General features: G+C 63.1%; 18 protein-coding genes. 4 read left to right on the forward strand and 14 right to left on the reverse strand.

Features of this window, described 5'->3' with window-relative positions:
* The 9 genes from NKH03_RS10190 to NKH03_RS10230 form a co-directional block, all read right to left on the reverse strand.
* Positions 1-1128, reverse strand: a complete 1128-nt coding sequence (locus NKH03_RS10190) for an ATP-dependent DNA helicase (RefSeq protein ID WP_352870914.1) — start codon at positions 1126-1128, stop codon at positions 1-3.
* 162 nt (positions 1129-1290) lie between these two features.
* Complete coding sequence (locus NKH03_RS10195; RefSeq protein WP_352968268.1) at positions 1291-1674, reverse strand: nitrile hydratase accessory protein; 384 nt, start codon at positions 1672-1674, stop codon at positions 1291-1293.
* Positions 1661-2320, reverse strand: a complete 660-nt coding sequence (nthB, locus tag NKH03_RS10200; RefSeq protein ID WP_352968269.1) for a nitrile hydratase subunit beta — start codon at positions 2318-2320, stop codon at positions 1661-1663. Before nthB ends, NKH03_RS10195 begins: the two co-directional genes overlap by 14 nt.
* Entirely contained in the window at positions 2317-2922 is a 606-nt protein-coding gene (gene nthA, locus NKH03_RS10205; protein WP_352865146.1) for a nitrile hydratase subunit alpha, read from the reverse strand. The genes nthB and nthA overlap by 4 nt, the downstream gene beginning before the upstream one ends.
* 80 nt (positions 2923-3002) lie before the next feature.
* On the reverse strand, positions 3003-6164 hold the full coding sequence (locus NKH03_RS10210; protein ID WP_352968270.1) for an efflux RND transporter permease subunit: 3162 nt from the start codon (positions 6162-6164) through the stop codon (positions 3003-3005).
* Entirely contained in the window at positions 6161-7420 is a 1260-nt protein-coding gene (locus NKH03_RS10215; protein WP_352968272.1) for an efflux RND transporter periplasmic adaptor subunit, read from the reverse strand. Before NKH03_RS10215 ends, NKH03_RS10210 begins: the two co-directional genes overlap by 4 nt.
* A gap of 250 nt (positions 7421-7670) precedes the next feature.
* Complete coding sequence (locus tag NKH03_RS10220; RefSeq protein ID WP_352968273.1) at positions 7671-8267, reverse strand: LysE family translocator; 597 nt, start codon at positions 8265-8267, stop codon at positions 7671-7673.
* A 115-nt stretch (positions 8268-8382) separates the two neighbouring features.
* Positions 8383-8955, reverse strand: coding sequence for an acetolactate synthase small subunit (gene ilvN, locus NKH03_RS10225; protein WP_352881059.1), 573 nt, complete (start codon positions 8953-8955; stop codon positions 8383-8385).
* Between the two features lie 83 nt (positions 8956-9038).
* Positions 9039-10820, reverse strand: a complete 1782-nt coding sequence (locus tag NKH03_RS10230; protein WP_352968274.1) for an acetolactate synthase 3 large subunit — start codon at positions 10818-10820, stop codon at positions 9039-9041.
* Between the two features lie 483 nt (positions 10821-11303).
* Between NKH03_RS10230 and NKH03_RS10235 the strand changes: the two genes are divergently transcribed.
* A complete protein-coding gene (locus NKH03_RS10235; protein WP_352968275.1) occupies positions 11304-13106 on the forward strand; it encodes an NAD(P)-binding domain-containing protein in 1803 nt (600 codons plus the stop codon).
* A gap of 74 nt (positions 13107-13180) precedes the next feature.
* Here NKH03_RS10235 and NKH03_RS10240 read toward each other — a convergent pair whose 3' ends face one another.
* The 3 genes from NKH03_RS10240 to NKH03_RS10250 are packed head-to-tail and all read right to left on the reverse strand — an operon-like array spanning position 13181 to position 14628.
* Positions 13181-13708, reverse strand: coding sequence for a GNAT family N-acetyltransferase (locus tag NKH03_RS10240; protein ID WP_352968276.1), 528 nt, complete (start codon positions 13706-13708; stop codon positions 13181-13183).
* Between the two features lie 43 nt (positions 13709-13751).
* On the reverse strand, positions 13752-14060 hold the full coding sequence (locus tag NKH03_RS10245; protein WP_352968277.1) for a hypothetical protein: 309 nt from the start codon (positions 14058-14060) through the stop codon (positions 13752-13754).
* Positions 14061-14064: 4 nt separating this feature from the next.
* Positions 14065-14628 carry a helix-turn-helix domain-containing protein gene (locus NKH03_RS10250; RefSeq protein ID WP_352883624.1) on the reverse strand — a complete coding sequence of 188 codons (564 nt, stop codon included), beginning with the start codon at positions 14626-14628 and terminating at the stop codon, positions 14065-14067.
* 155 nt (positions 14629-14783) lie between these two features.
* Between NKH03_RS10250 and NKH03_RS10255 the strand changes: the two genes are divergently transcribed.
* Complete coding sequence (locus tag NKH03_RS10255) at positions 14784-16616, forward strand: ATP-binding protein (protein ID WP_352968278.1); 1833 nt, start codon at positions 14784-14786, stop codon at positions 16614-16616.
* Positions 16617-16833: 217 nt separating this feature from the next.
* On the opposite strand, the gene NKH03_RS10260 is transcribed toward NKH03_RS10255, so the two are convergent.
* Complete coding sequence (locus NKH03_RS10260) at positions 16834-17625, reverse strand: GGDEF domain-containing protein (protein WP_352968279.1); 792 nt, start codon at positions 17623-17625, stop codon at positions 16834-16836.
* A 129-nt stretch (positions 17626-17754) separates the two neighbouring features.
* On the reverse strand, positions 17755-18699 hold the full coding sequence (miaA, locus tag NKH03_RS10265) for a tRNA (adenosine(37)-N6)-dimethylallyltransferase MiaA (RefSeq protein ID WP_352968280.1): 945 nt from the start codon (positions 18697-18699) through the stop codon (positions 17755-17757).
* Here miaA and serB point away from each other — a divergent pair.
* Positions 18689-19576, forward strand: a complete 888-nt coding sequence (serB, locus tag NKH03_RS10270; RefSeq protein WP_352968281.1) for a phosphoserine phosphatase SerB — start codon at positions 18689-18691, stop codon at positions 19574-19576. The genes miaA and serB overlap by 11 nt on opposite strands.
* Positions 19573-20145 (forward strand): GNAT family N-acetyltransferase, encoded by a 573-nt coding sequence (locus tag NKH03_RS10275; RefSeq protein WP_352968282.1) that lies wholly within the window; start codon positions 19573-19575, stop codon positions 20143-20145. The genes serB and NKH03_RS10275 overlap by 4 nt, the downstream gene beginning before the upstream one ends.
* Positions 20146-20162 lie beyond the last annotated feature (17 nt).

Genomic DNA, 20162 nt, shown 5'->3' on the forward strand with positions numbered 1-20162 from the left:
CTACCTGACGATCGTCAGCCGCTCTGCCGCCCGCGTGATTGCCGTGTAGAGCCAGCGCTGGCGGGTTTCCTTGAAGGCCCAGCTTTCATCGAACAGCACGATCTCGTTCCACTGCGAGCCCTGTGCCTTGTGCACGGTCAGCGCGTAACCATAGTCGAAATCGTCGAAGCGCTTCTTCTGCTGCCACGGAATATCGGCGTCGGGATCCTCGAACGCCGCCTTGAGCAGCTTGATCTTGGCGACGCCGCGGTCCGGATCGTCCTCTTCCGGCGAGACCAGCAGGTTGATACCGGGCTTCACCGTCTCGCGCGATGAGGTCATCACCTTCCACAGCGAGCCGTTGAGCAGGCCCTTGGCAGGATCGTTGCGCAGGCATACCAGCTTGTCGCCGGCCTGCGGATAGTCGGCATTGAAGCCTTTGAGTTCGCGCAGCCGCTGATTGTAGCGGCGCCGCGTGCGGTTGGTTCCGACCAAGACCTGGTCGGCCTTCAGCACCAGTTCCTGGGTGACGTCTTCCTTGCCGATCACCTGCGCCGTACCGTAGTCGCCACGCATGAATTCACGGCCCTCGCGCACATCGAGCGCCAGCCGCAGGATCGGATTGTCGCGCGCCTGCCTATGGATTTCAGTAAGCAGGAAATCCGGCTCGTGGTCGGTGAAGAAGCCGCCCCCCGAGATCGGCGGCAACTGGCCGGGGTCGCCGAGCACCAGGATTGGCGTGCCGAAGCTCATCAGGTCGCGGCCAAGCTGCTCGTCGACCATCGAACATTCGTCGATGACGACCAGTTTCGCCCGCGTGATCGGGCTCTGCCGGTTGAGCGAAAAGGTCGGCGACATCGACGTCTTGCCGGTGACCTCGTCCGACACCGACTCCTCGCCCTTCGGCCTGTAGATCAGCGAATGGATGGTGCGCGCATTGACCGCGCCCTTGGAGCGCAGAACCTGTGCCGCCTTTCCGGTGAAGGCGGCGAACTGCACCTGGCCGTCGACATGTTCGGCGAAATAGCGCGCCAGCGTCGTCTTGCCGGTGCCGGCATAGCCGAACAGCCGGAACAGCTGCGGCTTGCCGGTCTTGAGCCAGCGGGCAACCGCTTGCAGCGCCTCGTCCTGTTGGGGAGAGAATTCCATCAGCGCGAGAGACCGGATTCGCAAGGGAAAGACAAGACAGCCATCACCACCATCGACGGGTCGGGCGCCTCAGTGCCGCCGACAGGCTAGGCTATCAGGGGCAAATCAGAACGTAAAGAGAACGCACGATCTCGCTCGACGTCCTTAGGGCGGGTTGCCGACCTATCGGCTCGGGCCGCCACGACCCTGTCGGGTCGGACTGGGATCGTTCTCCAGCAGGATCGGCTTGCCGTGCGGGGTGGCGTGCGCTGCGCGTTCCCAGGCCTCAGCCATTGCGTCGACATCCGCCTTGGCGGCCAGCCCTTTCGAGACAAGCAGGCTTTCGAGTGCCGCCAGCCAATGTTCGTAATAGTCATGGCCATCAGCCGCGGCACCTGGCTTCTTCACCTGCGCCGACAGCGCCTGCGCCCATTCACTCCACGAAAACAGGCCCTTGTCGTGCAACGCTACCGTCATGGCGAAGGCTTCGGCCTGCCATGGCTCGGCAAAGACCGGAGCATCGACGCCCGGTGGCAGATCGGCGACGAGGCCCTCACGCCGGCTCAAGATAGCTCTCCCAGGCGTCGATCGAAACGCTCAGCGTCGGGTCGGCCCCCTCGCCCCAGATTTCCGCCCCTTCGAAAACCACGGTGTAGACCCATTGCGGGTTTTCACCGTGCCCATGCGCGTTGCTGTCGGGAAACGCGAACCCGTCGCGCACCGCCTCGATTGTACACTGCCTGCCGCGTGCGTAGCGCGGCAGCCGCGTGTGGCCGGTCGGGTTGAAGTTCTTGGTCCGCACGAGGTCGCCGGCCTTGAACCGCGCCGGCTGCGCCACCGGCCGGTCGCAGGGACCGCCCTTGGCCAGCACATCAGGCACGCTTTCAGCCTTCAATACCCGCTTCGGCACCGCTGCCGGATCGACCGCCGTGCCTGCCTCGAGATCGCGCTCCGTGACGAAGCCATGGCGCTTGAGCAGGATCTCCAGCGCCTTGATCCAGATCTCGTAGTAGCTGGAGGCATAATAATCGGCGGGATGCAGCGATTCCCGCGCATGCCGGCTTTCGTCGATGTTCCACGCTCCCATCGCGCCGGCAGTCAGCGTCACGCCGAGCGCTCGCCTTTCCCAGGCGGCATGAAAATACGGTTCGTCCTTTTCCGGCGCGACCGGGCCGAACCCCATCTGTCCGCCGAGATCGTGCGGCCCGTTCATGCCGGCTGCCTCGCCAGGCCGGTGCCGATCATCGCATCGCGGCTCACCAGTTCCGCTAGCCGCTCCTCGCTCCAGCCCTCGGTGCCCTCCGGCCGCATCGGCACGACGAGATAGCGCAGTTCCGCGGTCGAATCCCAGACGCGGATCTTCTTGTCCGCCGGCAGCGTCAGCCCGAATTCCTCCAGCACCCCGCGCGGATCGATGACGGCGCGCGACCGATAGGGCGGGGCCTTGTACCAGACCGGCGGCAGGCCGAGCACCGACCACGGATAGCAGGAGCACAGCGTGCAGACGACGAGGTTGTGCGTCTCCTCGGTGTTGAACACCGCCTGCATATGCTCGCCCTGCCGGCCGGTATAGCCGAGCGATCCGATCGCCGCGGTCGCATCGCGTTTCAGCCAGTCGGCAAACTCCGCGTCGGCCCAGGCCTTCGCCACCACCCTGGCACCGTTGCGCGGCCCGATTTTCGTCTCGTAAGTATCGACGATGACGTCGATCGCCGCCGGATCGATCAGCCCCTTGCGGGTGAGGATGGTCTCCAGCGCACGCACGCGGGCGGCAAACGGGTCCAGTTCGTTGTCGTGGTCATGATCGTGTGACATGGCGCCAAATTACGTTTCCGGTGATGCCGCCGCAAGCGCAACGCCTTGGGCCAGCGGCACATGGCGCTGGCCCTGTTACATCATTCGGCGGCTGCCCGCTGCGGTTCGGGCAGCATTTCTTCCCTGGCCTTGAACAGCGAGGGCTGGTCGACGTCTTCGACCGCGCTCGGCTCGCCCTTGCGCTTCGACCAAAGCCCGACTAGCCAGCCCGAGAAATTCTCCATGTAGACATAGATCACCGGGGTCACGAACAGCGTCAGTGCCTGCGACGCAAGCAGACCGCCGACAACGGCAACGCCGAGCGGCTGGCGCAATTCGGCGCTGGCGCCGGCGCCGAGCGCGATCGGGAACGTGCCCATCAGCGCCGCCAGCGTCGTCATCATGATCGGCCGGAAACGCATCAGGCAGGCCTTGTGGATCGATTCCTTGGCCGACATGCCTTCTCGTCGCAGTTCGAGCGCGACATCGACCATCATGATGCCGTTCTTCTTGACGATGCCGATCAGCATCAGGATGCCGATCACCGCGATGACAGACAGATCCATGCCGGCAAAGCGAAGGGCAACGACCGCCCCGAGCACAGCCGACGGCAGGCCGGTGAGGATCGTGAGCGGGTGGATGAAGCTCTCATAGAGGATGCCGAGCACGATATAGATGGTCAGGATCGCGCCGCCGACCAGAAGACCCTGGTTGGCCAGCGAATCCTGGAAGGTCTTGGCCGTGCCGGCGAAGGTGGTCGAGATAGCCGTCGGCATGCCGATCTGCTCTTTGAGCGCGTTGATGCGGGTCACGCTGTCACCCAGCGCGACGCCCCGCGGCAAATTGTAGGAGATCGTCACCGCCGGAAGCTGGCCGAGCTGGTTGACCGTCAGGGCGCCTGCCGTGCGCTCGACCCGGGCGAAGGCGCCGAGCGGAACCAGACTGCCGCTCGCCGTCCTCATCTGGATGGCGAGCATCCGCTCGGGCGACCATTCGATCTTGGGATCGAGCTCCGTGATGACTTCGTAGCTGTCGGCCGAACCGAAGATTGTCGAAACCTGGTCTGTGCCGAAACCGCCATAAAGGGCGGAGCGCAGCGTGTCGGTATCGATGCCGAGCTGCGCCGCCTTGTCGCGATCCACCACCAGCGTCGCCTGCAGCGCATTGTTCTGCAGGTCGCTGGTGACATCGGTGAAGTTCGTATGGTCGGCCGCCATCGCGTCATTCAGTTTCTGCGCCCAGGTGTCGGTCATTCCGGTATCGAGCCCTTGAACCACGAGTTGGTAGGCGCTGGCCGACGACCGTGAGCCCAGCCTCAGGTTCTGCACCGGCTGCATGTAGGTCTCGATACCCGCCACGCCTGCCAGTTGCTTGCGCAGATCCGAAAGCACCTTGTCGATATCGGGACGCTGGTCCTTGCCCTTGAGTTGGACGAAGAGCTGCCCTTGGTTGAGTGCATTGTTGCCGCTGCCCGCCGACCACGCCACATGGTCGACATAGGGCGAATGCGAGAAGACGCTGGCGACCTGCCCTTGCAGCTTGGACATGGCGTCGAACGAGATGTCCTGGCGCGCGATGGTGGTCACCGATATCTGGCCGATATCCTCCTGCGGGAAGAAGCCCTTCGGCGAGACCTCGATCAGCCACACCGAGGCTGCCGCGGTTCCCATGAATACGAGGAACACCAGGAAGGTGTGCCGCAGGCAGAAACTCAAGACCCGGTCGTAGCCGCGTGTAACGAGGTCCCGTTTATGGCCAGGGTCATGCTTGGCGCGGTCCGTCTTGCTGACCGACAGCAGGCGCGAGCACAGCATCGGCGTCAGCGTCAGCGATACGAACATCGACGCCAGGATGGCGACCGTCACCACGACAGCGAACTCGTTGAAGATGCGGCCGATAACGCCGCCCATCAGCAGCACCGGGATGAACACGGCCACCAGCGAGATCGAGATCGAGATGATGGTGAAGCCAATTTCGCGCGCGCCCTTCAGCGACGCATCGAAGGCCGACAGCCCATCCTCCTCCATGTGGCGGAAGATGTTTTCCAGCATCACGATGGCGTCGTCGACGACGAGGCCGACGGCGAGCGTCAGGCCCATCAGCGATATGTTGTCGATGGAAAAGCCGAACAGGAACATCGCGCCGAGCGTGGCGATCAGCGAGATCGGCACCGCCACGGCCGGAATGATCGTCGCCGTCACCCGGCGCAGGAACACGAAGATCACCATCACCACCAGCGCGATGGTCAACAGCAGCGTGAACTGCACATCGTCGACGGCCTGGCGGATCGAGGTCGAGCGATCGTTGAGCAGCTTGATCGAGGCAGCGGCCGGCATCTGGTCCTGGAAGGACGGCAGCATCGCCTTGACCTTGTCGACGACGTCGACCGTGTTGGCGTCGGGCTGGCGCTGCACCGCCATGATGATCGCGCGGGTACCATCGTACCAACTTGCGGTCGTGGTCGTCTGCACCGAATCGACGACGCGGGTCACCTCGCCCAGCCGCACCGGGTGACCGTTTTTGGTGGCGATGATGATGTTGGAGAAGCCGGCCGCGTCATTGAGCTGCGTGTTGGCGGTGATCGTGAGCTGCTGCTTGTCGTTCTGGAGCACACCAAGCGGCGTGTTGCTGTTGGCGGACGCGATCGCCGCCTGCAACTGATCGATCGAGATGCCGCGCGCGGCAAGCGCGGTCGGGTCGATCTGGATGCGCACCGCGTATTTCTGCTGGCCGAAGATCGAGACCTGCGCCACCCCGTCGATGGTCGACAGCGACGGCGAGATGACGTTTTCCGCGAAAGCATCGAGATCGGTCAGCGGAACCGTGTCGCTGACCAGCGACATCAAAAGAATGGGCGCGTCGGCCGGATTGACCTTGCGATAGCTCGGCGGCGCCGTCATCTGCGGCGGCAGCGATCTTTGCGTGCGCGCGATCGCCGCCTGTACATCCGCGGCGGCGGCGTCGATGTCCCGGTTGAGCACGAACTGGATGGCGATCGAGGTCTGGCCAAGCGAGTTGGTTGTCGAGATCGAATCGATGCCGGCAATGGTGGCGAACTGCTTGATCAGTGGCGTCGCCACCGAGGTCGCCATGGTCTCCGGCGAGGCGCCGGGCAGCGAGGCCGAGACATTGACCACCGGGAATTCGGCGCTGGGCAGTGCGGCCACCGGCAGGAATTTGTAAGCGAACAGTCCGCCCAGCACCAGCGCGAATGACATCAGAAGGGTGGCGACAGGCCTGCGTATGCAAAATTCGGAGATCATCGAGCCGCCTCGCCGGCGTTGGCTGCCTCGGCCACCTTGGGCGCGGCAGCACCCGCCGCGGCCTTGCCTTCATGCACGGCGGCGCCGTCCTTCAGCTTTGTCTGGCCTTCGGTGACAACTTTCTCACCGCTTTTCAGCCCTTGGCTGATGGCGCTGTTCTCGCCGTCGGTCAGCGCCACCTGCACCGGGCGCATCTCGACGGTGTTGTCCGGCTTGACCACATAGACGAACGGCCCCTTCTGGCTGGGCTGGACCGCTACCGTGGGAACGGAGGTCATCCGCGGCATGATGCCGGCGTCGAGCACGACATTCACATACTGGCCCGGCCACAACGAAAGATCGGCATTCGGAATGCTTGCCCGCGTGGCGATCGTGCCCGACGCGGTGTCGACGCTGGAGTCGACGAAATCGAGCGTGCCCTTGCCGATCGGCGTCGGGTCGCCGTCCTTGGTCAGCGTCACTGCCCCTTGCCGCGGGTTGGCGAGCGCCTTGTGCAGCAGCGCCAGGTTGCTTTCCGGCAGATTGAAGTTGACCTGCAGCGGGTCCATCTGGGTGATAGTCACCAGCGGAGTGGCCGTGCTGCTGTTGCCATTGCTGGTGGTGACGAGGTCGCCGACGGCGACATTGACCGCACCCAGCCTGCCGGCAATCGGCGCCGTGATCGTGGCAAAGCCAAGCTGGACATTGTCGGCGTCGATCGTCGCCTTGTCGGCATCGACAGTCGCCGCGGCAGCCTTCTCCGCGGCGACGGCCTGGTCGTAGGTTTGCTGCGTGCCAGCCTGCTTGGCGACCAGGTCCTTGGCGCGCTGGAGATCCGACCGCGAGCTGGCGAGCATCGCCTGGTCCTTGGCGAGCGCCGCCTGGTCCTTGGCCAGTTGCGCCCTCAGCGCCCGGTCATCGAGCGAAATCAGAACGTCGCCAACCCTGACCATCTGCCCGTCCTTGACATCGATCGAGACGATCTGGCTGGAGACCCGCGCATTGATGCTGACGACGGCCGGAGAGGAGACAAAACCGATCGCATAGCGCCGGATCGGGAAATCGGCGGTCGAGGCGACGGCTGAGAGGATGGATACGGAGCGCGACGCGCCAGCGGCTTTCTTGTCCAAACCCGCGGCCGGTTTGTCCGACGGCGCGGCCACCTGCCTTGCGCCGACGAGCTGTCGAACCCTGCCCAGCGCATCAGGCGAAAGATAGAGCCAGGCCGCTGCCAGGCAGGCGAGGGCAAGCAACGAAAGAACGGCTTTTCCACGCATGGTCAAAAGGCCCTCTCCACCCAACGCGCCGTGGTCCGATGGTTCTTATTCTAACGCAAATCACGGCCGTTGCCGCGATTACGCCGAATACATAGGACACGCCTTTGTTGGAAAAGGGCCAAAACACGGCATTACGAAGATTTAATGTGCACTGCACAATGGATGTGCAACACGGCTTGGCTCCCAATCTGGACGGTCCGCCGAGAGTCGGGATCCCGTTTCGCGACGATCAGATGGTGCGCCCCACGACCTATCTCAGCATCGGCCAAAGCGTCGCCGCCAGCAGCACGCCCATGGCGATGTTGAACCATTTCAGCCGCACCGGGTCCGACAGGAAACCGCGCAGTGCGGTGCCGAACCCCGCCCATACCGAAACGCTCGGCAGATTGACGACAGTGAAGGCTATCGAGATCAACACCACCGACAGGAACGGACGCTCCGGATTGGCGTAGACGGCCATGGCGGTGATCGCCATCACCCATGCCTTCGGATTGACCCACTGGAATGCCGCCGCATCGATGAAGCGCATCGGCTGTGCCTTCACCTCGCCCTTGCCGCTGAGTGAGCGCGACATGGCGATCTTCCAGGCGAGATAGAGCAGATAGGCACCGCCGGCGATCTTCAATCCGGTGTGCAGCGCCGGGAAAGCCGTAAGCACCGCACCCAGGCCAAGACCCACGGCAACCAGCAGCACCAGGAAACCGATGCTGATGCCCAGCATGTGTGGAACCGATCTGACGAGGCCGAAATTCACACCCGATGCCAGAAGCGTGAGGTTGTTCGGCCCCGGCGTGATCGAGGTCACGAAAGCGTAGACAAGCAGGGCAAGGAATGCGTCAAGCGACATGATATCCTCCCAGATATGTCAGCATTATTGTCGCTTCGTGAGGTCCGCGCAAAGGCCAGCGGCCGGCTCGTGGCCGGACCAGGCGCGCCCCGCCAAGACTGTCGGTGCGGCGGACTTACATCGCCTGTGGGCCGCGATTCAACGCCGCCACGCCGGTGCGGCAGATTTCGACCAGGCCGAGCGGCTTCATGATGGCGATGAACTGGTCGATCTTGGAGCCCTTGCCGGTGATCTCGAAGATGAAATGCTCGGTGTTGGCGTCGATGACGCTGGCGCGAAAGGCGTCGGCCAGCCGCAGTGCCTCGACGCGGGCCTCGCCGGTGCCGCCCACCTTGACCAGCGCCAGTTCCCGCTCCAGCGGCCGCTCCTGGCCGGATTCGTGCGAACGCACGGTCAGGTCGACGACGCGGTGCACCGGCACGATGCGCTCGAGCTGATGCTTGATCTGCTCCAGCACATGCGGCGTGCCGCGCGTCACGATGGTGATGCGTGACAGGTGCTTTTCATGTTCGGTCTCGGAGACGGTCAGGCTCTCGATGTTGTAGCCGCGCCCGGAAAACAGGCCGATGACCCGGGCAAGCACGCCCGGCTCGTTGTCGACCAGCACGGAAAGCGTGTGGTTTTCCGGCTTTTCGGTTTCCTTGGCGATGAAATAAGCGGAACCGGTCGGCTGTAGCTGTGCGTTCATGACATGAATCTCGATTTCAAACTCTTGATCTAACTCTCTGTTTGCGCACGGCTTCTCGCGACAGCCCTGCCCCGTTCTGACGGCTACACCAGTTCCCTGCCCCTGGCGTCGATGGCGTTGGCCACCGCCTCGTCGGTCGCCTCGTCGGGCAGCAGCATCTCGTTGTGCGCCTTGCCCGACGGGATCATCGGGAAGCAGTTGGCGAGCGTCGCGACCCGGCAATCGAACAGCACCGGTTTCCTGACCGAGATCATCTCCTTGATGGCGTCGTCCAACTCGTCCGGCTTCTCGCAGCGAATGCCATGGCCGCCATAGGCCTCCGCCAGCTTGACGAAGTCCGGCATCGCCTCGGTATAGGAATGCGACAGCCGATTGCCGTGCAGCAGCTGCTGCCACTGCCGCACCATGCCCATATACTGGTTGTTCAGGATGAAGATCTTGATCGGTGCGTCGTGCTGCACGGCGGCGCTCATCTCCTGCATCGTCATCTGCACCGAGGCATCGCCGGCGATGTCGATGACCAGCGCGTCGGGATGCGCGATCTGGACGCCGAGTGCCGCCGGCAGGCCGTAACCCATCGTGCCCAGCCCGCCCGACGTCATCCAGCGGTTCGGCTTTTCGAAGTGATAGTGCTGCGCCGCCCACATCTGGTGCTGGCCGACCTCGGTCGTGATGTAGGTGTCCATGCCCTTGGTCAGTTCGTAGAGCCGCTCGATGGCGTATTGCGGCATGATGACGTCGTTGTTCATCTTGTAGGCCAGCGAGTCGCGCGCGCGCCATTTGGCGATCTGCTCCCACCAGGGATAGAGCGCCTTCTTGTCGGCTTTGGCGCTCGCCCGCCACAGGCGTACCATATCCTCCAGCACCCGGCCGACATCGCCGATGATCGGCACCTCGGTGTGGACGTTCTTGTTGATCGACGACGGATCGATGTCGATGTGGATCTTCTTCGAGTTCGGCGAAAACGCGGTCAGCCGCCCGGTGATGCGGTCGTCGAAACGCGCGCCGATGCAGATCATCACGTCGCAATCATGCATGGCCATATTGGCTTCATAGGTGCCGTGCATGCCCAGCATGCCCATCCAGTTCTTGCCCGATGCCGGATAGGCGCCGAGGCCCATCAGCGTCGAGGTGATCGGGAAACCGGTGAGATCGACCAGCTCGCGCAGCAGGTGGCTTGCTTCCGGGCCGGAATTGATGACGCCGCCGCCGCTATAGATTATCGGCTTCCTGGCGCCGGCCATCAGCTCGACCGCCGCCTTGATCTTTTCCAGGTCGCCCTGGACCTTGGGCTGGTAGCTGGTGCGCGGCGCGATCTGCGGCGGGACGTAGAATCCCTTGGCGAACTGCACATCCTTCGGGATGTCGACGACGACCGGACCGGGACGGCCGGTGGTCGCGACATGGAAGGCCTCGTGGATGGTCGCGGCAAGCTCGTTGACGTCCTTCACCAGCCAGTTGTGCTTGGTGCAGGGACGCGTGATGCCGACCGTATCGCATTCTTGAAAAGCGTCGGAGCCGATCAGCGAGGTCGGCACCTGCCCGGTCAGGCACACCAGCGGGATCGAATCCATCAGCGCGTCCTGCAGCGGCGTCACCGCATTGGTGGCGCCGGGGCCGGAGGTCACCAGCATGACGCCGGCCTTGCCGGTCGAGCGCGCATAGCCTTCCGCCGCATGGCCGGCGCCCTGTTCGTGGCGCACCAGGATGTGCTCGACCTCGTCCTGCTGGAAGATCTCGTCATAGATCGGAAGGACGGCGCCGCCCGGATAGCCGAAGACATGCTTGACGCCATTGTCCTTCAGCGCCTGCACCACCATTTCGGCGCCCGTCATCTCGCGCCGTTCGTTCTGTCCGTTGCTCATCGGTCTGGTCCCGTACTGTCCGCCATCTGGCGATTGCTGGTCGTTTAGTCGTGTTTCAGGCAATAAAAAAGGCCCCCGAGGGAGCCTGTGTCTGCGCATGGGGGGTTTTCGCCCGGCGGTTACACCGCCTTGCCCACGCGCTTTCCTACGAGAATGAGTGCCGTTTTCATGGTGGCGGACACTAAGGGCGGGAAAGACGGCCTGTCAACGGGAAAAATCGCGCCGGCAATGAAGGCGTTCCATGGCTCGGTGCCACGACGGAGCGTGGGTACTGTCTTTGCTGCCGCCGTTTCTGAGGCATGAGCTGTGTTCAGCCGCCGCCGCAACGTATTTTGGAAATCGCGGCTTCGGATAAGCCGTTGAAACCGCTGAAAACTATGGTGGGGCGTGACGAGGGCCGCTATCTTTGCCGATACTTGATCGTCCGGCCGGCACGTCCGGCGGAGCCACCATGACGATCTGGATTTCACGGGAGGAAACCTGATGCTCGACAAGGCCCCTAGCAAGAAACTGTCCGACCTGCTCGACCAATTCGGCGCCGCCCTGGCCGCCAATGACATCGAGAAAGCGGTCGATTGCTTTCAGGAGGATTGCTATTGGCGCGACCTCGTCACCTTCACCTGGAACATCAAGACCATGGAAGGCCGCGACCAGGTTCGCGACATGCTGAAAAGCCAGTTGTCGAAAACCAGGCCGTCACACTTTGCCATCGCCAAGGGCGAGGATGCGACCAAGAGCGGCGGGTTGATCGAGGGCTGGATCAGCTTCGAGACGGAGGTGGCACGCGGTTTCGGTCATGTCAGGCTGAAGGACGGCAAGATCTGGACGCTGCTGACCACCATGGTCGAATTGAAAGGCCACGAGGAGCCGGCGGGTTTCGCGCGGCCGATGGGCGCCAAACACGGCTCGGGCAAGAACCGTCCGACATGGAAGGAAGAACGCGAGAAGGAAGCCGCCGAACTCGGCTTCAAGACGCAGCCCTACACGGTCATCATCGGCGGCGGCCAGGGCGGCATCGCGCTCGGCGCGCGGCTGCGGCAACTGGGCGTGCCGACCATCATCATCGAGAAGAACGAGCGGGCCGGCGACAGCTGGCGCAAGCGCTACAAGTCGCTCTGCCTGCATGACCCGGTCTGGTACGACCATCTGCCCTATATCGACTTCCCCAGGAACTGGCCGGTCTTCTCGCCCAAGGACAAGATCGGCGACTGGCTGGAAATGTACACCAAGGTGCTGGAGCTGAATTACTGGTCCTCGACCGAGGCAAAAAGCGCTTCCTATGACGACAAGAACAAGGAATGGACCGTCGTCGTCCGGCGCGACGGCAAGGACATCGTCCTGAAACCCAAGCAACTGGTGCTGGCCACTGGACAATCCGGTAAGGCCAACATGCCGAAATTCAAGGGCATGGAAGACTTCAAGGGCGATCAGCATCACTCCTCGCAGCACCTCGGACCCGACGCTTATGTCGGCAAGAAGGCCGTTGTCATCGGATCCAACAATTCCGCCCATGACATCGCCGCGGCACTTTGGGAAGCCGGCGCCGACGTCACCATGGTGCAGCGCTCGAGTACCCACATCTCCAGATCCGACACGCTGATGGAAATCGGACTGGGTTCGCTCTATTCGGAGCAGGCGGTCCAGAACGGCATCACCACGGCCAAGGCCGACCTGATCTTTGCTTCGCTGCCCTACAAGATCCTGCACGAGTTCCAGATCCCGGCCTATGCCGAGATGAAGAAACGCGACGCGGCGTTCTACAAGGGATTGGAAAACGCCGGTTTCATGCTTGACTGGGGCGACGATGAGTCCGGCCTGTTCATGAAGTACCTGAGGCGCGGCTCTGGCTATTATATCGATGTCGGCGCCTCACAGCTGATCATCGATGGTTCGATCAAGCTGAAGAGCGGCGTCGACGTCGAAGAGATCAAGCAGCATTCGGTTCTGCTCAGCGACGGGTCGGAACTGCCCGCGGACCTCATCGTCTATGCCACCGGCTACGGATCGATGAATGGCTGGGCCGCCGATCTGATCTCCAGGGATGTCGCCGACAAGGTTGGCAAATGCTGGGGCCTCGGCTCGAACACCACCAAGGATCCCGGTCCTTGGGAAGGCGAGTTGCGCAACATGTGGAAGCCGACGCAACAGGAGGCGCTGTGGTTCCATGGCGGCAATCTGCACCAGTCACGCCACTATTCGCAGTTCCTGTCGCTGCAATTGAAGGCACGGCACGAAGGCATCGCGACGCCGGTCTACGGCCTGCAGCAGGTCCACCATAAGGGATAGTCGATCGCCATTCCGGCCGAGCAGCATGAAGGAGGCACGGCTTGCACCCTGCCTCCTTCCCCGATTGGATGACCTTACGAGATTGGCCCGATACGCTTCCAGTAGATGAGCGTACCCGTCAGCCCGCCATGCGGCTTCAGGGCATAGTCCGGTATCTCGCCGGTCAGCGTGAAGCCGAGCTTTTCGTAGAGGCCTGAAGCGCCCTCGTCAGCGGCGGTATCCAGGACCAGCAGCGTCCGCCCCTTCTCGACGGCGAGGCTCTCGGCGGACCGCATCAGGCGCGTTCCCACACCTCTGCCCCGGCAATCGACCCGCGTCATCAACTTGGCGATCTCGGCCCGGTGCGGCTGGTTGGGCGGGAAGTCGAGCAGCAAGGTCACGGTGCCGACCAGGACCTCGCCGTCCCAGGCGCCAAGCACCGCTCTTTCCCCTCTTTCCGCCGCGGCCAGCGATTTCTCCCAGAATGCCCTTGCCGTCTGCGGCGCCAGCGGATGCATGAAGCTGACAGATCCGCCGGACGCCACCGTTGCGACCAGCAATTCGGCCAGCATGTCCTGCGTCTGAGCAGACGGGGTCAGGGTTCCGATCTCGATCAAGTTCATGTGCAGGATGTCCTGTGATTTGCGATAGACGCGGGCATTGCCATCAGTCCAGATGGCGTACGCGGCGTCGCTTTCGCGCCGCCTTGATGGCGCTGATGCGTTCGGTGTCTTCCGCCCTGAGATGCCGCCCGCGCTCCAGAATCTCGAGCGTGTACTCCTCATAGGTCAGGCCCAGCCGCTCGGCCTTGTCCATGCGCAGCAGCATGACGTCGCGGCTCGGCGCCTTCCACGCCTTGGCATGGGCGGCCTGCCAGGCAAGGAAGATGTAGGGATCGCCCTTGCCCCATGGCGGCCCCTTATACTCATTAAGAGGCGGCCCCCCATTGTGGGAGCGCTTGGGTCTTCTCGCCATGATGTCAGCCCCTGACCAGCGCGACGAGATAGTCGGCGCCGAGCTCCAGGGCGTGGAAGGTGCAGTCCGACGGCGCGCCGAGCGCCAGGCAATCGCCGGGTTCGAGCCTGTGCACCACCTCGCCTTCGATGAATTCGAGTCGCCCGGAAATCAGCCATATCTGCTGCTTGATGAAGGCGTAGGAGGCGGCCGGAAAGCTGACTTTGGCGTTCGCCGGCAGCTGCACCCTGATCAGCTCGAGCGGCACGTCGGACGCCGGCGAAAGGTGCCGTCTCACATAGCCGGTATCGGGATCGCGCCACACCGGCTGATCGGCCTCGCGCAGCAGCCCGCCGCCATGCAACTCCGCGCGCGCTATCAAGGTCGACAGGGTCAGGCCGAAGGCCGCCGCGATGCGAACGAGAAGGGCCGCCGTCGGACTGGTCTTGCCGCGCTCGATCGTGCTTAGCATCGCCTTCGAGACGCCTGAACGCTCCGCGAGTTCGGCCAAGGACCAGTCCCGCATGATCCTTTCGGCGTGTATCCTTCGACCGATCGTCGAGGAAATATCGTTCGCTATATCATCCATATGTCTATTATAGCGAAATATCGACACCGGAAAAGAGCCGTCTCGCGACAATTTTCACGGACCCCTTAATCCTCTCTACACCATCCGACCTCATCGGGCCTTAACCCCATTCCTGTAGGATCGCTGCTCCAGGGGAAATGGGGATTGGCCTGTCCATGTATGTCGAACGCGAAACCTCCGTTGGAGAACCGACATCGCAGGAGCGCCGCGACGCCGAGCAGAACGACAGGCGCATCCTGGGCAATGTCGTGCAATGCGACGGCGCACGCGCGACCATCGGTGCCTATGCGAATGATGTCGACGGCGCGGTGACCGGCCTGTGGACGGTCGGCAAGATGATTTCCATCAATCTCGGATCCACGCGAACCGTCGGCTTGGTCTACGGGATCGGCAAGTCGGATCGTGCCTGGAGCAATGAGGGCCAGAACGCGATCGAGGTCAGCATCGAGCTGATCGGCGAAGTGCGTGACGGAGCAGAGCCGGGCGCCAAACCGGTCTTCGACCGCGGCATCACCGCCTATCCGCATATCGGCGCCGTTGCGCACCGCATCCGCACCCGTGACCTGCAGGCGGTCTATGACCTCGCCGGGCGTCATTCGATCGCCATCGGAACGCTCGCGCAGGACGAAGCGATCGCCGCCAATATCGCCATCGACGATACGCTGGCGCGTCACTTCGCCATTGTCGGCACCACCGGTGTCGGCAAATCCACCGCCGTTTCGCTGCTGCTGCGCAAGTCGATCGCGGCAAGACCCGACCTGCGCATCCTGATCCTCGACCCGCACAACGAGTTCGCGGCGTCGCTGCCCGAATACTGCGTCAGGGTCGATTCCAAAACCTTGGATCTTCCGTTCTGGATGTTCACGCTGGAGGAATTCGCCGAAGTGCTGTTCCGGGGCCGCGAGACCGAGCCGGAAGAAATCGATGCCTTGCGCGACCTCATTCCGGCCGCCAAGAACCTTTACCGCAATCCCAATTCCGGCGCCTATATCAGGCGCGGCGGCGATGCGCTGACCGCCGATACGCCGGTTCCTTACCGCATCGCCGACCTCCTCAAGCAGATCGACGAGCGCATGGGCATGCTCGAAAGCAAGACCGATCGCCCGACGCTCAGATCGCTGAAGACGCGCATCGAATCGGCGGCGGCCGACCCGCGCTACCGCTTCATGTTCAACTCGCGCCTGATCGAGGACACCATCCACGAAACGATCGGCAACATCTTCCGCGTGCCGCATCATGGCCGCCCGGTGACCTGCTTCGAGATGGCCGGCATGCCGTCCGAAGTGGTCAATTCCGTCTGTTCGGTGCTGGCGCGCCTGGCCTTCGACCTCGCTCTGTGGAGTGAAGGCAAGCTGCAGCTTCTGTTTTTGTGCGAAGAAGCGCACCGCTATATGCCGGCCGATCCGCGCCTCGGCTTCGCGCCTACCAGGCATGCGCTGTCGCGCATTGCCAAGGAAGGCCGCAAGTATGGCTGCTATCTCGGCGTGGTCACCCAGCGCCCGGGCGAGCTCGACCCGACCATCCTGTCGCAATGCTCGACCTTCTTCGCCATGCGGCTTGCCAATGAGCAGGACCAGGCGATCATCCGCTCGGCGATTGCCGACTCTTCCGCCTCGACGCTTGCCTTCCTGTCCTCCATGGGCCAGCGCGAAGCCATCGCCTTCGGCGAAGGCGTGGCGGCGACAATGCGGCTCAAGTTCGAAAAACTGCCGAGCCACCTGCTTCCCGGCACGGCCAAGCGCGCAGAGGCCGCCTCTTCGAAGTCAGCCGACGATGTCGATCTGGTGGCGATCGTCGAACGACTGCGCAACGTGCCGAAATCAACGCAGCAGTCGATGGCCTTCGCCGAAGTCGTCGATTCAGGCCGCCAGGCCGGCGACCCCGACTACCGCAAGCCCCCCGCCGCGCGCGCGCCATCGGACGACGACTTCGACATGCGCTACGGCCTCAAGCCCGCAACCTTCGGCCTGCGCCCGCAAAACGATTGAGTTTGCGGCCTGGTTGATCTGCCCGCTGATTGAGAAACCGCGCCAAGCTTGCGCTCTGCCCGGACCGCTTGGGTAAATCCCGTCAGGGAATTCGTCAGGCTGAGTCGGCTGGTGCTGTTTTCGAGAACCGGAGCGGAGCGGACGTTTGAGTCCGAGAGCATCGGAAGCGCAGAAAATGGCGGCAGACGGCCAGCCTCACGAATTCAGCGACGGGATTTTAGGCGCAGACGCGGTTGCGGCCTTGCCTCTTCGCCTCGTAGAGCTGGCGGTCGGCGCGGCGATAGAAATCCTCCGCTGTCTCCTTGCTATCCCAGACGGCAAGCCCGACGCTGGTGGTGATCTTGAGGCGGACATTGCCTGACAGCACCGACATGTTGGCGATCGCCTTGCGGATGCGCTCGGCAAACTTGCCCAGAAGGTCGGCGTCCATGTTGGGCGTGACCACCGCGAACTCCTCGCCGCCTAATCGCGCCACCACATCGTGGTAGCGTGTCATATCCTTGAGGCAGTTCGCGACGGCCTTGAGCACCTCGTCGCCGACGTCGTGGCCATGGGTATCGTTGACCTGTTTGAAATGGTCGAGATCGAGGATCATCAGCCCGACCGGCTTTTCGATGCGCCTGAACTCCTCGAGATACTCCTTCAGCGCATCATCGAAATAGCGCCGGTTCTGCATGCCGGTCAGGCCGTCGGTCAGCGCCGCATGCTCGAGTGTTTCCGAGCGCGCGCTGAGCGAGACCGTCATGGCGCGCAGCTTGCCTTCTTCCGTCGCCTGTTTTCGGATCAGCGGATAGATGAAGAAAATGCCGAAGAACAGCGCGGTAGCCAATAGCACGCCGGTCGCGAACAAAAGCTTGTTGAGATAGATGACCTTGTCCAGACCCGAAGCCGTATGCAGCTCGTTGGCGAAGGATTGCAGAAGTCCATAAGCATGCAGCGTCACCAGGCCGGCGGCCAGGATCACGAATATAAAGACGAAAAATGCTGATTCCGCCTTGTGAAAACGCATCTGCTCCCCGTTGGAAAAGTGCCCACTGACCTTATGGCATGGGCGGGCTTACGGAGGGTTAATTTGGACAACCGCAACGAGAACCTTTCTTTGCAAGTAAACTTTTCAGGTTGCAATGGAAATAAGCAATCAGGTCGTGGTTTCCACATCATCACCGGGGCGCACCCTTTGCCATTCCGGCCCCAGCTGATGCCTGAACCAGGTCGTCTGCCGCTTGGCATATTGCCTGGTCGCGATCTTGGCGCGTTCGATCGCCTCGGGAAAGCCAATCTCTCCGGCGACCGCGGCCTGCAGTTCGCGAACGCCGATCGCCTTCATCGCCGGCAATTCGGGATCGAGGCCAAGCGCCGATAGAAGCTTGACCTCGTCCAGCGCGCCCTTGTCCAGCATCTGGTCGAAGCGTTTTTCGATGCGGCCGACCAGCGCCGCCCGATCCGGCTCGATCACCAAGAAACGCGCGGTCTCCCTGTCGATGAGCGGCCGGCCGCGTTCTGCCTGCCATTCCCGAATCGAACGGCCCGACGCGTCGAGCACCTCCAATGCCCGCACGATGCGCTGGCTGTCGGTTGGCTTGAGCATCATGGCGGCCGCCGAATCCTCGCGCAGCAGCAGGCTGTGCAGCTTGACGGCGCCCTGCTCCTTCAGTTCGTAGCGCCAACGGTCCCGGACCCGCTGCGGAATGTCGGGCATTTCCGAAATGCCCTCGGCAAGCGCGCGAAAATAGAGCCCGGTGCCGCCGACAAAAATTACGGGCCGTTCGGAGAGCGCACCGTCGTCGATCAGCTTCATCACGTCGCGCAGCCATGCGCCGGTGGAATAGGCTACGGCCGGGTGGACATGGCCGTAGAGGAAATGTGGTGCGCGGGCGAGGTCGGCCGCCTCCGGCCGGGCGGTCAGCACATCGAGCACCGAATAGCCCTGCATGGCATCAGCGTTGACGATCACGCCGCCCTTGCGCTCGGCCAGATCGAGCGCCAGCGCCGACTTGCCGCTGGCGGTCGGCCCGGCTATCAGGATCGCGTTCTTCACGCGGCCCTCGCCCGCCTGTCCGCCGGAATGTTCCATGCCGCTCATCGCCACGCTTGTATCCCATCCCGCCGACCGCGCTTTGTCGCTGTCGCTTGCGAATATGGCGTCACGGTCGGCCGGCGCAAGCGCTGTTGTCTGGCTGACCGAAGGGATTGCCTGCGATCTTGTCTTGCCTGAGGCAGCCGACGCCGCCGATGCGAGTGCCGTCTTGCGCACGGTACTCGCCACCGAGGCGGTCGACGTGATCGTCCAGCAGGCGGAAACCCGGCGCAAGAAGATCCTGATCGCCGATATGGATTCGACCATGATCGACCAGGAATGCATCGACGAACTGGCCGACGAGATCGGCCTCAAGGATCGGGTTGCCATAATTACCGCGCGATCGATGAATGGCGAGATCGCCTTCGAACCGGCCTTGCGCGAGCGGGTGGCGTTGCTGAAGGGACTCGATGCGGCCGTGGTCGATCGCATCGTCGCCAATCGCCTGACCCTGGCCTCGGGCGCTCGCGCGCTGGTTCAGACCATGCGCGCCAACGGCGCCTGGACGGCACTCGTGTCTGGCGGATTCGAGGTCTTCACGACGCGCATCGCGGCCATGCTCGGCTTCCAGGAGAATCGCGCCAATCGCCTGCTCGAACAGGATGGCCGCTTCACCGGACTGGTCGGCGAGCCGATCCTCGGCCGTGCCGCCAAGGCCGACGCGCTGCTCGAAATTTCAGCGCGCCTCGGCCTGACGCCCGCCGACGCCATCGCCGTCGGCGACGGCGCCAACGATCTCGACATGATTCGCCTGGCCGGCACCGGTGTCGCGCTGCATGCCAAGCCGACGGTGGCGGCACAGGCAAAGGTCCGCATCGACCATGGCGACCTGACCGCGCTGCTCTATGCGCAAGGCTACAGGCAGGAAGAGTTTGTGCAATGAAACCAATGCGTACCGAGCGCCTGATCCTGCGCAACTGGGAGGATCGCGACCGCGCGCTGTTTCACCGGATCAATTCCGATGAACAGGTGATGGAATTCTTTCCGTTCCGCCGCGATCGGGCCGCCGCGGATGCCAAGATGGACGAGTTCCGGACCTCGATCGCCAGGGATGGCTACGGTTTCACCGCCGCCGAGATTGTCGTCACTGGAGAATGCATCGGCTTCATCGGCCTCTTCGACACAGATCATTTGCCATTCCTTCCGGCTGGCACCTTCGAGATCGGTTGGCGACTGGCCACTGAATTCTGGGGCAAGGGCTATGTCACCGAAGCGGCCGAGGCATGGCTTGCCTACGGTTTCGAAAGGCTTGGCCTCGGCGAGATTATCTCCTTCGCCGTCGCCGACAACAGGCGCTCCATCGCCGTGATGGAACGCCTCGGCATGAGTGCCGACCCGGCCAGCGACTTCGACCATCCCGACGTCCCGGACAGTCACCCGGCGCTCAAGCGGCATGTCCTCTACAGGCTCTCCCGCGCCAACTGGGAACAAAGAAAAAAGGGCGGCCCCTAGCCGCCCTGTCCACTCAA

Origin of the sequence: Mesorhizobium sp. M1406, assembly GCF_040317555.1 — a bacterium.
In the GTDB taxonomy this organism is placed as follows: Bacteria; Pseudomonadota; Alphaproteobacteria; order Rhizobiales; family Rhizobiaceae; genus Mesorhizobium.